The 13,742-nt window shown below is 68.9% G+C and carries 15 protein-coding genes; 3 read left to right on the forward strand and 12 right to left on the reverse strand.

The window, feature by feature from the left end; all coding sequences use genetic code 11:
• Positions 1–18 precede the first annotated feature (18 nt).
• Together dapB and JNX00_RS21520 are read right to left on the reverse strand one after the other, a co-directional pair.
• A complete protein-coding gene (gene dapB, locus JNX00_RS21515) occupies positions 19–843 on the reverse strand; it encodes a 4-hydroxy-tetrahydrodipicolinate reductase (protein ID WP_070399828.1) in 825 nt (274 codons plus the stop codon).
• Complete coding sequence (locus JNX00_RS21520; protein ID WP_070399827.1) at positions 840–1,367, reverse strand: outer membrane protein assembly factor BamE; 528 nt, start codon at positions 1,365–1,367, stop codon at positions 840–842. Before JNX00_RS21520 ends, dapB begins: the two co-directional genes overlap by 4 nt.
• Before the next feature lie 101 nt (positions 1,368–1,468).
• Here JNX00_RS21520 and fur point away from each other — a divergent pair, with 101 nt between their 5' ends.
• Positions 1,469–1,921: a ferric iron uptake transcriptional regulator gene (gene fur, locus JNX00_RS21525; RefSeq protein ID WP_204743653.1), complete on the forward strand. Its 453-nt coding sequence runs from the start codon at positions 1,469–1,471 to the stop codon at positions 1,919–1,921.
• Between the two features lie 12 nt (positions 1,922–1,933).
• Here the strand turns inward: fur and hprK are convergent, their stop codons facing one another.
• From hprK to JNX00_RS21545, 4 genes are all read right to left on the reverse strand, one after another.
• A complete protein-coding gene (gene hprK, locus JNX00_RS21530) occupies positions 1,934–2,884 on the reverse strand; it encodes an HPr(Ser) kinase/phosphatase (RefSeq protein WP_070399825.1) in 951 nt (316 codons plus the stop codon).
• Between the two features lie 13 nt (positions 2,885–2,897).
• A complete protein-coding gene (locus tag JNX00_RS21535) occupies positions 2,898–3,368 on the reverse strand; it encodes a PTS sugar transporter subunit IIA (protein WP_070399824.1) in 471 nt (156 codons plus the stop codon).
• A gap of 143 nt (positions 3,369–3,511) precedes the next feature.
• Positions 3,512–3,841: a ribosome-associated translation inhibitor RaiA gene (gene raiA, locus JNX00_RS21540; RefSeq protein WP_070399823.1), complete on the reverse strand. Its 330-nt coding sequence runs from the start codon at positions 3,839–3,841 to the stop codon at positions 3,512–3,514.
• Between the two features lie 147 nt (positions 3,842–3,988).
• On the reverse strand, positions 3,989–5,221 hold the full coding sequence (locus JNX00_RS21545) for an MFS transporter (protein WP_239478205.1): 1,233 nt from the start codon (positions 5,219–5,221) through the stop codon (positions 3,989–3,991).
• A gap of 300 nt (positions 5,222–5,521) precedes the next feature.
• Here JNX00_RS21545 and JNX00_RS21550 point away from each other — a divergent pair, with 300 nt between their 5' ends.
• Both JNX00_RS21550 and corA read left to right on the forward strand, forming a co-directional pair.
• Positions 5,522–6,772 (forward strand): patatin-like phospholipase family protein, encoded by a 1,251-nt coding sequence (locus JNX00_RS21550; protein WP_204743654.1) that lies wholly within the window; start codon positions 5,522–5,524, stop codon positions 6,770–6,772.
• Positions 6,773–6,966: 194 nt separating this feature from the next.
• The gene (gene corA, locus JNX00_RS21555) at positions 6,967–7,953 is read left to right on the forward strand and encodes a magnesium/cobalt transporter CorA (protein ID WP_070399820.1); all 987 of its coding nucleotides are present in this window, start codon (positions 6,967–6,969) and stop codon (positions 7,951–7,953) included.
• Here the strand turns inward: corA and JNX00_RS21560 are convergent.
• The 6 genes from JNX00_RS21560 to JNX00_RS21585 are packed head-to-tail and all read right to left on the reverse strand — an operon-like array spanning position 7,945 to position 13,700.
• Complete coding sequence (locus JNX00_RS21560) at positions 7,945–8,697, reverse strand: 5'-methylthioadenosine/adenosylhomocysteine nucleosidase (RefSeq protein ID WP_204743655.1); 753 nt, start codon at positions 8,695–8,697, stop codon at positions 7,945–7,947. The two genes, corA and JNX00_RS21560, sit on opposite strands and share 9 nt — an antisense overlap.
• A 14-nt stretch (positions 8,698–8,711) precedes the next feature.
• Complete coding sequence (locus JNX00_RS21565) at positions 8,712–10,397, reverse strand: long-chain-fatty-acid--CoA ligase (protein ID WP_070399818.1); 1,686 nt, start codon at positions 10,395–10,397, stop codon at positions 8,712–8,714.
• A 38-nt stretch (positions 10,398–10,435) separates the two neighbouring features.
• Positions 10,436–11,857, reverse strand: coding sequence for an NAD(P)(+) transhydrogenase (Re/Si-specific) subunit beta (locus tag JNX00_RS21570; RefSeq protein ID WP_070399817.1), 1,422 nt, complete (start codon positions 11,855–11,857; stop codon positions 10,436–10,438).
• On the reverse strand, positions 11,854–12,174 hold the full coding sequence (locus JNX00_RS21575) for an NAD(P) transhydrogenase subunit alpha (RefSeq protein WP_070399816.1): 321 nt from the start codon (positions 12,172–12,174) through the stop codon (positions 11,854–11,856). The genes JNX00_RS21570 and JNX00_RS21575 overlap by 4 nt, the downstream gene beginning before the upstream one ends.
• A gap of 9 nt (positions 12,175–12,183) precedes the next feature.
• Complete coding sequence (gene panD / locus JNX00_RS21580) at positions 12,184–12,558, reverse strand: aspartate 1-decarboxylase (protein ID WP_070399815.1); 375 nt, start codon at positions 12,556–12,558, stop codon at positions 12,184–12,186.
• Entirely contained in the window at positions 12,555–13,700 is a 1,146-nt protein-coding gene (locus tag JNX00_RS21585; RefSeq protein WP_204743656.1) for a Re/Si-specific NAD(P)(+) transhydrogenase subunit alpha, read from the reverse strand. The genes panD and JNX00_RS21585 overlap by 4 nt, the downstream gene beginning before the upstream one ends.
• Positions 13,701–13,742 lie beyond the last annotated feature (42 nt).

The raw sequence follows: 13,742 nt of genomic DNA on the forward strand, positions 1-13,742 counted from the left end.
TGAACCGCCACCGGCCGGCTAGGCCTGGCGCAGCCCCAGCACGTCGAACATGTCGAACAGCCCGGCGCGGCGGCCGGCGAGGAAGCGCACCGCGCGCAGGCTGCCCTGGGCGTAGGTGCTGCGGCTGGCGGACTTGTGCGTGATCTCGATGCGCTCGCCGGTGCCCGCGAACAGCACGGTGTGGTCGCCCACGATGTCGCCGCCGCGGATGGTGGCGAACCCGATGCTGGACGGGTCGCGCTCGCCGGTGACGCCTTCGCGCGCGTAGACCGCGCAGTCCTTGAGGTCGCGGCCCAGGGCGCCGGCGATGACCTCGCCCATCTTGAGCGCGGTGCCGCTGGGCGCGTCCACCTTGTGGCGGTGGTGGGCCTCGATGATCTCGATGTCGTAGCCCGTGGACAGGGCCTTGGCCGCCATCTCCAGCAGCTTGAGCGTGACGTTCACGCCCACGCTCATGTTGGGCGCCATCACGATGGCGATGCGCTGGGAGGCCTCGGCGATGCGGGCCTTCTGCGCCTCGCTGAAGCCGGTGGTGCCGATGACCAGGTTGACGCCCTGCGCCACGCAGGCGTCCAGGTGGGCCATGGTGCCCTCGGGGCGGGTGAAATCGATCAGGCAGTCGCTGCCTTGAAGGCCCTGGGCCAGATCGGCGGTGATTGGCACACCGGTCGGCTGGCCGGCGTAGGCGCCGGCGTCCTGTCCGATGGCGGGGCTGGCGGCCACGTCGAGCGCGCCGCTGAGCCGGCAGTCGCCGCTGTCGCGCACGGCCTCGATCAGCATGCGGCCCATGCGGCCGCTGGCCCCCGCGACACAGACGCGGTGGGGGGTGGTGGCAACGCTCATCGGCCCGACTCCAGCGGCGGGAAGTTGGTGGTGGCGGGCGTGGGCGCGGCGCTGGCGGGCAGCGGCGGGGCCTGCGGCTTGTTGCGCTCGGCGAAGTCCTTGAGCTGCTGCTCGGTGGCCTCGAGCGCGGGCGGCTTGGCCTTCTTGTCGCGGCGCGCGTCCAGCGAGGCCACGAACTCGGCCTCGGTGGGCAGCTCGTCGGCCTCGTGGCGCTCGAGCACGCCGTCCTTGAAGAACACGGTCACGCGGCGACGCAAGGGCTCCTGGCCCCGGCGCTGCAGGGTGAAGACATAGTCCCAGCGGTCGGCGTGGAACACGCTGGCCAGCAGGGGCGAACCCAGGATGTCGCGCACCTGCTCGCGCGGCATGCCGGGCTTGAGCGCCTCAACCTGCTCGCGGGTGATCACATTGCCTTGAAGGATGTCGATCTTGTACGGCGTGACCCAGTTGGCCACGCTGCCACAACCGCCCAGCGCCAGCAGGGCAGCCAGCGCGAGCGAGATTCGAAACTTGGAGAAGGACATGGCGAAAACCCGGGTGGGGGCCTACTGGCCCTGCACTGGCGCGGCCGGCGCAAGGCGGACGATAATCGGTCGGCCATTGTAGTGAGCCCGAAGCGAGCGCCATGTCCAACATCGAAGACCTCAAGAGCACCGGCCTGAAGGCCACGCTGCCGCGCCTGAAGATCCTGGAGGTCTTTCAGAACGCCACGCAGCGCCACATGACGGCCGAGGACGTGTTCCGCGTGCTGCTCGACGAGCGCAGCGACATCGGCCTGGCCACCGTCTACCGCGTGCTGATGCAGTTCGAACAGGCCGGCCTGCTCACGCGCAGCAATTTCGAATCGGGCAAGGCCGTCTACGAACTCAACGAGGGCCAGCACCACGACCACCTGGTCTGCCTGGACTGCGGGCGCGTCGAGGAGTTCTTCGATGCGGAGATCGAGAAGCGCCAGCAGATGGTGGCCAAGTCGCGCGGCTTCGCGCTGCAGGAGCACGCGCTGTCGCTCTACGCGAACTGCACCAAGGGCGACTGCCCGCACCGCAGCGCCGGCAAGGTCCCCGGCGGCCACCGCTAGGCGCGGCGTTCGTCACTCGTCGCGCGACATGGCGGCGCGGTGGCGCTGCACGAACTCCTGGTAGGTGTCGATGCCGCGCAGCTGCAGGATGGTGTTGCGCACGGCGGCCTCCACCAGCACGGCGATGTTGCGCCCCGCCACCACCTGGATCACGGCCTTGCGCACGGGCACGCCCAACACGTCCTGGTACAGCGGCTCGTAGGGCATGCGCTCGTAGTCGCGCTCCATGGTCTCGCGGCGCACCAGGTGCACGATAAGCTGCAGCCGCATCTTGCGGCGCACCGCCGTCTCGCCAAAGATGGCCTTGATGTCGAGCAGGCCGATGCCGCGCACCTCCAGCAGGTTCTGCAGCAGCTCGGGGCAGCGGCCTTCCACGCTGGTCTGGTTGATGCGGTACAGGTCCACCGCGTCGTCGGCCACCAGGCCGTGGCCGCGCGAGATGAGTTCCAGCCCCAGCTCGCTCTTGCCCAGGCCCGATTCGCCCGTGATCAGGACCCCCATGCCCAGGATGTCCATGAACACGCCGTGCATGGTGGCGCGGTCGGCGAAATGGCGCGACAGGTAGGCGCGCAGCACGTCGATCACGAAGGCCGCGGACTCGTGGGTCGCGAACATCGGGATCTGGGCGCGCTCGCACATGGCGAGCAGTTCGTCGGGCGCGGGCTTGTCGTCGGCCACCACCAGCACCGGCGGCTCCAGCGTCACGATGCGTGCCACGCGGCGCTTGTTGTCCTCGGTGCTGGGGCTGGTGAGGTAAGCCACCTCACGCTCGCCGATGACCTGCAGGCGGTAGGGGTGGATGTAGTTGAGGTAGCCGACCAGGTCGGCGCCCGAGCGCGCCGCGCGGATCGCCACCTCGTCGAAGCGGCGCTCGGAGGCGCCCAGGCCCGCGATCCACTGCCACTTCAGCGTGTCCCGGTGGTCCTCGAAGAGGACGTCGGCGCTGACGACGGTGGGTTTCAATGGAGAACGGTGTTCAGGCCGCGGCGTGCGCGGACTGCCAGTTGGCAATCAGCCCGTGCAGCGCACCGGCGTCGGACGAGGACTTCATGCGCTCGCGCAAGGCGCTGTCGCTGAGCAGCTCGGCGATCTCCGACAGGATTTCCAGGTGTTTCTGCGTGGCCGCTTCAGGCACCAGCAGGAAAATCATGAGCTGCACCGGCAGCTCGTCCGGGGCGTCGAAACCGATGGGGCTGTCGAGTTGGAACACCGCCGCCAGCGGCTGCTTGAGGCCTTTGATGCGGCCATGCGGAATGGCCACCCCATGACCCAGGCCAGTGGAACCCAGGCGCTCGCGCGCGAACAGGCTGTCGGTGATGAGCGCGCGGTTGAGGCCGTGCAGGGTTTCGAACAGCAGGCCCGCTTCCTCGAAGGCGCGCTTTTTGCTGGTGGCGTCGACGGCGACGAGCACCTGCGCGGCGGGCAATATGGCAGACAGTCGGTTCATGGGGGCCCTTTCGGGCGCGGATTATGCGCTTCTGCTTTCCCACGCCTAGATGAAAAGGACAAAAAAGCCGCTTGACAATTCAAGCGGCTTGTTGCAGTGCAGCACGGCCGGGAACCCGCCAACGGTGCGGGTTGTGACCGTTTTCACATCAGGCGTTTGACGGCTTCGTGGTTGTGTTCCTGGGTCTTGGTCTTGTAGCGCAGCACCTGGCGATCGAGCTTGTCGGCCAACTCATCGACGGCGGCGTACAGATCGGCATGGGCGCTCTCGGCGAACAGGTCACGGCCTTTCACGTGGATGTTGCATTCCGCACGTTGCCGCAGGGCCTTTTCCTTGAGGTTGTCCACTTTCAACAGCACCCGGATGTCGACGACCTGGTCGAAGTGTCGGGAAATGCGTTCGAGCTTGCTGGTGACGTAGCCGCGCAGGGCGGGAGTGACCTCGAGGTCGTGACCGTTGATCGTCAGGTTCATGGATGAGCCTCCAATTGCTCCGGGTTGACACAGGCCGCCGGCGGCAGGGCCATCCGGCGACCACGGGATGGCTTGAGACCCACTATGCCGACGATGCCCTGAGCACGCAAGCCGAAACCGTCAGAAATCGTGACTTCCGGATCGCCTTCAGGACCGGCGGTCGGGCCCCTGCTGCGCGCCATGCAGGCGAAGCCGCCGCGCCACGGCCACGCTGGCGCAGCTGGCGGCCACGCCGATGAGACCCGCCACCCAGTAGTGCTCCACCCGACCGGCGGCATCGCGCACGATGATCAGCCCGCCGACCAGCGAGGCCAGTCCCATGGCGGCCGACTGCACCGCGGCGTTGAGCGCCATGAAGGTGCCGCGCAGGCGCGGTTCGGCGGCCGAGGTGATGATGGCCATGCCCGGGATCATGCGGCCCGACATGAGCACGAAGAAGCCGGTGGACACGACCAGCGCGACCCACAGCGGCGCCGGCGGCAGCAGCGTGGTGGCCATGAGCGGCAGCGCCACGAGCAGGGCCAGGCGGCTGAAGGTGGGCACCTTGCCGTGCCGGTCGGTCAAACGGCCGAACCAACGCGCCGTCAGCAGGGTGACCGCGCCGCCCACCAGGTACAGCATGGGGATGTCGGCGTCGCCCAGGCCCACGTTGGCCTGCATGTAGATGGTGATGAAGGGGATCACCGTGAAGCCGGTGAACATCATGAGCGCCGACAGCGCAAAAGCGCGCCAGTGGTTGCGCTCGGCCAGCGCCGAGACCAAGCCCCGCCAGACCGTGGACGGGCCGGCCCGCAGGTGGCCGCGCAGCGGCGGCAGGGTCAGGCTGGCGCCGGCCAGGCACACGGCGCACAGCATCGCGATGGCGATGAAGGTGGCGTGCCAGCCCGCCCAGCCGGCCAGCCACAGGCCCAGCGGCACCCCGGCCACCGTGGAAAACGAGAACGCGGACATGACGATGCCCATGGCGCGGCCCCGCCGCTCGAAGGGCACCACGTCGGCCACGATGGTCTGCGCCAGCGCCGACAGCACGCCGCCGAACACGCCGGCGGCGATGCGCGCGCCCATGAGGAAGCCATAGCCCGGGGCCAGGCCGCAGGCCAGCGTGGCCAGGGCGAACAGGCCATAGAGCCACAGCAGCAGCGTGCGGCGGTCGAAGCGGTCGACATAGGTGGCGGCGAGCAGGCCCGAAGCGCCGGCCGACAGCGTGTAGGCCGACACCAGCAGGCCGAACTGCGCGTCGCTGATGCCGAAGAGCCGCGTGAACTGCGGCCCCAGGGGCATCACGATCATGAAGTCCAGGATGTGGGTGAACTGGATGCCGGCCACGGTGAGCAGCAGCCAGCGTTCGCGCGTGGAACTGAGGGGCGAGGGATCGGTCACGGGCAGCGATCGAAGCGGGGTGGCCGAGTGTCGCCGATGCTGTGTCGCGGCGCCCGCGCGCGCCTGTGCTCCCGCCGGTGGACAACGCCCTGGCGGCGCATCGCGCGCGATCGAGGATCGCTTGGCCCACCCAGCCGCCGGCCGAATCGCCGTGATAGCGTAGCGGGCCGAACGACTTCGCCAGGAGCCCCGCATGCCCCCCACCCATGGCCCCCTCGCCGCGCCGGTCACGCGCCGCACCAGCCTGGCCCTGCTGGCCGCCTCCGCCCGGCCACGCTGAGCACGACCCGCGGCCCCGGCATGTCGCTCGACACCGTCCTCAGCCACAGCATTCCCTTGCGCCACCCCGGCGGGCCCAGGGCCGACGGCTGCGCCCTCGTGCTCATGGGCGGCGGCGCGCGCACCGCCTACCAGGCCGGCGTGCTCAAGGCCGTGGCCGCCATGCGGCCCGAGGGCGGCGCGGCCTTTCCCTTCCGCTGGCTGTTCGGCACCTCGGCCGGCGCCCTCAACGCCAGCTTCCTGGCCTGCCGCGCGGACGATGGCGCCGCCGCGCTGCCCGCGCTCGGCGAGTTCTGGCTGAAACTGCGCTCCGACCAGGTCTACCGCCTGGAAGCGCCCACCTGGGTGCGCGCCAGTCGCGTGCTCGCGGGTTGGACGCTGGCGCGCCAGGTCAAGCGCCACCGCGCCCTGCTCGACACCCTGCCGCTGGTGAACACCCTGCACCGCCACATCGATCTGCAAGGGCTGGAGACGGCGCTGGAGCGCGGCGCGATCGACGTGCTCGGCGTGACCGCGTCGAGCTACTCCACCGGCGAACACTGGACCTTCTGCCAGACCCGCGCCGACAGCACGGTGCCCGCCTGGCACCGGCCCGGGCGGCGCGCCGAGTTCCAGCCCATCACCATCGAACACCTGATGGCCTCCAGCGCCATTCCCTTCCTGTTCCCGGCCGTGCCCCTGTGGGTGAGCGGCCACCGCGAGCACTTCGGCGACGGCTCCATGCGCCAGCTCTCGCCGCTGTCGCCCGCCATCCAGTTCGGCGCGCGCCGCATCCTGGTCGTCGGCGTGGGCCAGCCGCAGCGCGCGGGCCTGGCCGGGCGGCACGACACCGCCGAACTCACGGCGGGCACCATCGCCGGCCACGCCATGGCCAGCGTCTTCCACGACACCCTGCAGGCCGACGTGGAGCAGACCATGCGTGTGAGCCAGACCCTGGCGCGACTGCCACCCGAGGTCTCGACCCTGTTGCCCTACCACCCGGTGGAGGTGATGGCCATCCAGCCCAGCGTGTCGCTCGACGAACTCGCGCTCAAGCACGTGAACGAACTGCCCGTGACCACGCGCCACACGCTCATCGGCCTGGGCGCGCTGGACACGCGGCGCGGCGCCAATGCCAGCGCCGCCGCCCTGGCCAGCTACCTGCTGTTCGAGCCCGGCTTCGTGCACGCGCTCATGGCCCTGGGCGAGCACGACGCCTGGCGCCGCCAGGACGAGCTGAAGGCCTTCCTGGCACCCGCTGGCCGCCCCGCGGCGTCAGACCCGGTGCGATAATCGCGGCCGTTTTGCACACGGAGCCCTTGATGGACAGCACACCCCCCAGTCGTGTGCTTTCAGCCCTCCCCGCGACCGTCTGAGCAGCGCCCCGACGCTGCGGCCTGGACGGGCGGCTGGCTGAAAGCGCCACCGAACCCGCCGGCCGGATTCCCGGCCACCGCCAGACCGCCACCGACACGCAGGAGCGCGCCATGCTCAATGTCTTTACCCTGGCCAACGGCCGCCTCTTCCAGGAAGAGATCGAGTCCCTGGAAGAGCTCGCCAAGTTCAAGCCCATCTGGGTCGACCTGGAAGACCCCACCCCCGAAGAACGCCGCTGGGTCAAGCAGCATTTCGGCCTGTCCATCCCGGAAGACGCAATGGACGAGGACATCGAGGAGTCGGCGCGCTTCTTCGAGGAGGACAACGGCGAGCTGCACGTGCGCAGCGACTTCCTCATCGACGACGACGAAGACCCGCGCGCGGTGCGCGTGGCCTTCATCCTCAACGAGCACAACGACTCGCTCAAGAGCCGCGGCGTGCTGTTCTCCATCCACGACGAAGACGTGCCCGTGTTCCGCCTGCTGCGCATGCGCGCGCGGCGCATGCCCGGCCTGATCGACGACGCCAAGGACGTGCTGCTGATGCTGTTCGACGCCGACGCCGAGTACTGCGCCGACACGCTGGAGGACATCTACGACGACCTGGAAACGGTGAGCGCCAAGGTGCTGTCCAGCGAGGCCAGCGACTCGGCCCTGGGCGAGGCGCTGTCGGCCATCGCGCGCCACGAGGACATGTCGGGCCGCATCCGCCGCAACGTCATGGACACGCGCCGCGCGGTGAGCTTCATGATGCGCAGCCGCCTGCTGAGCGCCGAGCAGTTCGAGGACGCGCGCCAGATCCTGCGCGACCTCGACTCGCTCGACGGTCACACGGCCTTCCTGTTCGACAAGATCAACTTCCTGATGGACGCCACGGTCGGCTTCATCAACATCAACCAGAACAAGATCATCAAGATCTTCTCGGTGGCCAGCGTGTCCCTGCTGCCACCGACGCTGGTGGCCAGCAGCTACGGCATGAACTTCCAGTTCATGCCCGAGCTGACCTGGCGCTTCGGCTACCCGCTGGCGATCGGGCTGATGGTGCTGTCGGCCGTGGTGCCGATGCTCTACTTCAGGAAAAGGGGTTGGCTACGCTGACTCGCCGAGCAGGCGCTCGACGATGGCCGCGCTGTAGCGGCTCGCCACCTGCGTGAGGAAGCGCGGGAAGTCGATGTGGGCCGCGTCGTCGGCGCGGTCGGAGATGGTGCGCACCACCGCCAGCGGCACGCCGAAATCCGCGCACACCTGGGCCACGGCCGCGCTCTCCATGTCCACGGCCAGCGCGTGCGGCAGCTCGCGCTGCAGGGCCTGGCTCTCGGCGGTGCGCGACACAAAGCGGTCGCCCGTCAGGAGCAGGCCCCGGTGCACGCGCGAGTCGTCCAGGCCGAAGGCCTCAACCGCCGCGGCGCCCAGCGCGGCTGGGGCCTCGCGCAGCGTGGCCTCGCAGGCGCGCGCCAGGCGATCGCTCAGGGCACCGTCGGTGGCGAAGCGCGAGCGCCCGTAACCCGGCACCTCGTGGCGCGGAAAGACCGGCGAAGCGTCCATGTCGTGCTGCAGCAGTTCGGCCGCCACCACCACGTCGCCCACCTTCACGCCTGCGCGCAGGCCGCCAGCCACGCCCGTCATCACGACGGCGCTGGCGCCGAAGCGCGCGATCAGCAGCGCGGTGGTGGTGGCCGCCGCCGCCTTGCCGATGCCCGAGAGCACCGCCACCACCTCCTGCCCATGCAGGTGGCCGCGCCAGAAGCCGCGCCCGGCGAACGCGGTGCGCTGCTCGTCGGGCAGCAGTGCGAGCACGGCCTCGAGCTCCTGCGGCAGGGCGCTGACCAGCGCAAGCGTCATGCCGGCTCAGCGCTTCACTTGTCGCGCAGCTCGCGGCGCAGGATCTTGCCCACCGGCGTCTTGGGCAGATCGGTGCGGAACTCGATCACGCGCGGCTGCTTGTAGCCGGTGAGGTTGGCGCGGCAGAACTCGCGCACCTGCTCCTCGGTGAGCGACGGGTCCTTCTTCACGATCACCAGCTTCACGGCTTCGCCGGTCTTGTCGTCCGGTACGCCCACGACGGCGCACTCCAGCACGCCGGGCAACTGCGCGACCACGTCCTCGACCTCGTTCGGGTAGACGTTGAAACCGCTGACCAGAACCATGTCCTTCTTGCGGTCCACGATCTTGAAGTAGCCGCGCTCGTCCATGATCCCGATGTCGCCGCTCTTGAAGTAGCCGTCGGGCGTCATGACCTTGGCGGTCTCGTCGGGGCGCTGCCAATAGCCCGCCATCACCTGCGGGCCGTGGATCGCGATCTCGCCGGGTTGGCCCACGGGCACCTCGCGGCCCTCGTCGTCCAGGCACTTCAGGCGCGTATTGGGCAGGGGCACGCCGATGGTGCCGGTGTACTCGGTGCTGGTGGTGGGGTTGCAGGTGGCCGAGGGGCTGGTTTCGGACAGGCCGTAGCCTTCGCAGATCGGGCAGCCGGTTTTCTCGAGCCAGCGCTTGGCCACCGCCCCCTGCACCGCCATGCCGCCGCCCACCGAGACCTTCAGGTGGCTCCAGTCCACGGTGTTGAAGTCGGGGTGGTTGGCCAGGCCGTTGAACAGCGTGTTCACCGCGGGAAAGCTGTGGAAGCGGTGCTTGCTCAGCTCCTTGAGCACCGCGGGCAGGTCGCGCGGGTTGGGGATGAGGATGGTCTTGCCGCCCACGCGCAGGCTCAGCATCATGTTCACGGTAAACGCGAAGATGTGGTACAGCGGCAGCGCGCACACGCTGGTGGGCTGCTCGCCGGCCGGGACCTTCTTCATCACCGGGTCGTTCCAGGCCTCGGACTGCAGCACGTTGGCGATGATGTTGCGGTGCAGGAGCACCGCGCCTTTGCTCACGCCCGTGGTGCCGCCGGTGTACTGCAGCACGGCCATGTCGTCGGCCTTGATCTCGGGCCTCTTGAACGCGCCGCGCGCGCCGCGCGCAAGGGCGTCGTTGAAGCGCACCGCCTGCGGCAGGTTGAAGGCCGGCACCATCTTCTTGACCTTGCGCACCACGTAGTTCACCAGGCCGCCCTTGAGCAAGCCCAGCATGTCGCCCATGGCCGCGAGCACCACGTGCTTCACCGGCGTGGCCGCGATGCACTGTTCCAGCGTGCGGGCGAAGTTCTCGATGATGACGATGGCCTTGGCGCCCGAGTCCTTGAGCTGGTGCTCCAGTTCGCGCGCGGTGTACAGCGGGTTCACGTTCACCACCACCAGACCCGCGCGCAGGATGCCCGCGACGACCACCGGGTACTGCGGCACGTTGGGCATCATGATCGCCACGCGGTCGCCCTTCACCAGGCCCAGGCCCTGCAGGTAGGCCGCCACGGACTGCGAGGCCGCGTCGGTCTGCGCGAAGCTCACGTCCTTGCCCATGAAGCTGTAGGCGGTCCGCTCGCCGAAGCGCCGGAAGCTCTCCTCCATCAGGTGCACCAGCGAGGGGTACTGGTTCACGTCGATGTCGGCGGGCACCCCTTCGGGGTAAGCGGCGAGCCAGGGGCGGTCGGCGGTGGCGGTCGGCATGCAGGTCTCCTCTCGTTGTGCGCCCGGCGGGCGAGGTCTCACTCCACGGCTTTGGTGATGTCCTCGACGACTTTTTTGGCGTCGCCGAAGACCATCATGGTCTTGTCCATGTAGAACAGTTCATTGTCCAGGCCCGCGTAGCCCGCGGCCATGGAGCGCTTGTTCACGATCACGGTCTTGGCTTTGTAGGCCTCCAGGATGGGCATGCCGTAGATGGGGCTGCCCTTCTGCAGCGCCAGCGGGTTCACCACGTCGTTGGCACCCAGCACGATGGCCACGTCCGCCTGCCCGAACTCGCCGTTGATGTCTTCCATCTCGAACACCTGGTCGTAAGGCACCTCGGCCTCGGCCAGCAGCACGTTCATGTGACCCGGCATGCGCCCGGCCACGGGGTGGATCGCGTACTTCACCGTGATGCCCTTGTGCGTGAGCTTCTCGGCCAGTTCCTTCACCGCGTGCTGCGCGCGCGCCACCGCCAGGCCGTAGCCCGGCACGATGACCACGGTTTCGGCGTTGCCCAGGATGAAGGCCACGTCGTCGGCGCTGCCGCTCTTGGCGGTGCGCTGCACGCCGCTGGTGGCCGCCGCGCCGGCCTCGCCGCCGAAGCCGCCCAGGATGACGCTGATGAACGAGCGGTTCATGGCCTTGCACATGATGTAGCTCAGGATCGCGCCCGAGCTGCCCACCAGCGAGCCGGCGATGATCAGCATGCTGTTGTTCAGGCTGAAGCCGATGCCCGCCGCCGCCCAGCCCGAGTAGCTGTTGAGCATGGAGACCACGACCGGCATGTCGGCGCCACCGATGGGGATGATGATGAGCACGCCCAGAATGAAGCCCAGGGCGATCACCAGCACGATGTCCATCCAGCTCTGCGAATGCCAGAAGCCGAAGATGAAGAACGCCGTGGCCAGGCCCAGCAGCAGATTGAGTTTGTGCTGCCCGGCGAAAGTGACGGGCGCGCCCTGGAACAGGCGGAACTTGTACTTGCCCGAGAGCTTGCCGAAGGCGATGACCGAGCCGCTGAAGGTGACCGCGCCAATGAAGGCGCCCAGGGCCAGCTCGATGCGGTTGCCGCCCGGGATGGACTGGCCGTGCGCGGCGATGCCGAAGGCCCAGGGCTCGGCCACCACGGCCACGGCGATGCACACCGCCGCCAGGCCGATCATGCTGTGCATGAAGGCCACCAGCTCGGGCATCTTGGTCATCTCGACCTTCTTGGCCATGTAAGCGCCCACGCCGCCGCCGACCACCAGGCCGCCGAGCACGTAAACCATGCCCTGGGCCTTGCCGCCCGCGAGTTCGACGATGAGCGCGGCGGTGGTGAGCACGGCGATGGCCATGCCCGTCATGCCGAAGACGTTGCCCCGGATGGAGGTGGTGGGGTGCGACAGGCCCTTGAGGGCCTGGATGAAGCAGACCGAGGCGATCAGGTACAGCAGGACGACCAGGTTCATGCTCATGCTTTGTCTCCCGCGGCCGGGGCCTTCTTCTCTTTCTTCTTGAACATCTCCAGCATGCGGCGCGTGACCAGGAAGCCGCCGAAGACGTTGACGGCCGCCAGCGCCACGGCCAGCACGCCCATGGTCTTGCCCAGCGGGGTTTCGGTGAGCGCGGCGGCCAGCATGGCGCCCACGATCACGATGGCCGAGATGGCGTTGGTCACGGCCATGAGCGGCGTGTGCAGCGCGGGCGTCACCGTCCACACCACGTGGTAGCCCACGTAGATGGCCAGCACGAAGATGATGAGGTTGATGAGGGTGGGAGAGACGGCGTCCATGGGCGGCTCCTAGGTTTTCTTGATCTCGGTGATGCGGTTGCCCTCACCCAGCAGCACCACGCGCGGCTTCCAGCCCGGCACCGCGCTGTCGGCCACCGGCGAGTAGGTGCAGATGATCAGCAGGTCGCCCACATGGGCCTTGCGCGCGGCCGCGCCGTTGAGCGAGATGGCGCCCGAGCCGCGCGCGGCCTTGATGATGTAGGTGGAGAAACGCTCGCCGTTGTTGACGTTGTAGAGCTCGATCTTCTCGAACTCCCGCATGTCGGCGGCGTCCAGCAGGTCTTCGTCGATGCCGCAGGAACCTTCGTAGTGCAGGTCGGCTTCGGTCACGGTGGCGCGGTGCAGCTTGGCCCGCAGCATCACGCGGCTGGCGGTGTCGCTCATTTGCGCTTGACCTCGCCGGCTTGGGTCATGAGACAGGCGACGACAATGTCGTCGTCCAGCGGCACCTGCACGGCCGCGGCGTCCTTCGGCAGCACGAGCTTGAGGAAGTCGAGCACGTTGCGCGCGTACAGCGCGGAGGCGTCGGCCGCCACCCGCGCGGGCAGGTTGGTCTCGCCGATGATCGTCACGCCGTGCTTCACGACCGTCTTGTCGGCTTCGGTGAGCGGGCAGTTGCCGCCGACGCTGCCATCGGCATTGGCGGGCCCCTTGCCCGCCGCGATGTCCACGATCACCGACCCCGGCTTCATGCTTTTCACCATCTCTTCGGTGATCAGCGTGGGCGCCGCGCGGCCGGGAATGAGCGCGGTGGAGATCACCACGTCGGCCATGGCCACGCGCTTGGCCACCTCGGCGGCCTGGCGCTGCAGCCAGCTCGGCGGCATGGGCTTGGCGTAGCCGCCCACGCCCTCGGCCGCTTCCTTCTCCTCCGGCGTTTCATAGGGCACGTCGATGAACTTGCCACCCAGGGACTCGATCTGCTCCTTCACGCTGGGGCGCACGTCGCTGGCCTCGATAACCGCGCCCAGGCGCTTGGCCGTGGCGATGGCCTGCAGGCCCGCCACGCCCACGCCCAGGATGACCACACGCGCGGCCTTCACGGTGCCGGCGGCCGTCATGAGCATGGGAAAGAAGCGCGGGTAGGCGTTGGCCGCGAGCATCACGGCCTTGTAGCCGGCGATGTTGGCCTGCGAGGACAGCACGTCCATGCTCTGCGCGCGCGTGGTGCGCGGCGCGGCCTCCAGCGCGAAGCCGGTGAGCCCGGCCGCAGCCAGGGCCCGCAGGCCTTCGGCGTCGAAGGGGTTGAGCATGCCGACCAGGGTGGCGCCGGCTTTCATCAGCGGCAGTTCGCTGGCTTGCGGGCTGCGCACCTTGAGCACGAGGTCAGCGCCCAGGGCGCCGGCGGCGTCGGTGATCTGCGCACCCGCCGCTTCGTACGCGGCGTCGGTGGCGCTGGCGTGCAGGCCGGCGCCGGCCTGCACACGCACCACATGGCCTTGGGCCACCAGCTTCTTTGCCGTCTCCGGCGTCACGGCCACACGGGTCTCGCCCGCCACGGTTTCGGCGGGTACGCCAATGAGCATGGGTGTCTCCTCGCGCTCGGTTCAAAAATCAACGGGCGAGCT

Origin of the sequence: Hydrogenophaga sp. YM1, from assembly GCF_016903055.1 — a bacterium.
Classification (GTDB): domain Bacteria; phylum Pseudomonadota; class Gammaproteobacteria; order Burkholderiales; family Burkholderiaceae_C; genus Hydrogenophaga; species Hydrogenophaga borbori.